At 51.5% G+C, this 307-nt stretch carries 1 pseudogene; it reads left to right on the plus strand.

The features are described from left to right. Positions 1–307: pseudogene (locus tag FDX22_RS00680) on the plus strand (arginine:ornithine antiporter); the annotation flags it as partial.

Here is a 307-nt window from a genome sequence, read left to right on the forward strand (position 1 = left end):
TGTCTGGTGCTGATCTGGCTCACAGGTTCTGACTACAATACGCTGCTGACTATTGCCTCTGAGATGATTCTGGTGCCCTATTTCCTCGTCGGCGCATTTTTGCTGAAAATAGCGACCCGCCCAATTCATCAGGCTGTTGGTGTCGGTGCATGCATTTATGGCTTATGGTTACTGTACGCGTCAGGTCCGATGCACCTGCTGTTGTCCGTGGTGCTGTATGCTCCGGGGTTGCTGGTTTTCCTTTATGCCCGCAAAACTCACGCGCATGACAACGTATTAAAACGCCAGGAAATGGCTTTGATCGGCC

Source organism: Citrobacter sp. TBCS-14 (genome assembly GCF_005280805.1).
Taxonomy (GTDB): Bacteria; Pseudomonadota; Gammaproteobacteria; order Enterobacterales; family Enterobacteriaceae; genus Citrobacter; species Citrobacter gillenii.